At 63.4% G+C, this 238-nt stretch carries 1 pseudogene; it reads right to left on the bottom strand.

Annotated features, from left to right (window positions below):
• Window positions 1-238, bottom strand: a pseudogene (locus FQ664_RS26885) (TonB-dependent siderophore receptor); the annotation flags it as partial.

Genomic DNA, 238 nt, shown 5'->3' with positions numbered 1-238 from the left:
GTCGTCGGGCTGGGTCAGGATGTAGTCCTGCATGCTGTTGCCGTGACGCAGGGTGTTCTTGATGGTCAGCGAGTCGGTCAGGTCGTGCTCGACGGCGAAGGTTGCGATATCCACTCGGGTCTTGCGGAAGTCGCGGCCGGTCAGGCCATAGAAGTTGTCACTGTCGCCGCCATCATTCGGCTTGCTCGGGTGTGCCGAGGTGCGCCCGGCGCTGCCGTTGGTCGGGATGGTGTAAGGG

The organism is Pseudomonas persica (assembly GCF_900291015.1).
Taxonomy (GTDB): Bacteria; Pseudomonadota; Gammaproteobacteria; order Pseudomonadales; family Pseudomonadaceae; genus Aquipseudomonas.
This window is presented reverse-complemented; position numbering and strand designations above follow the sequence as displayed.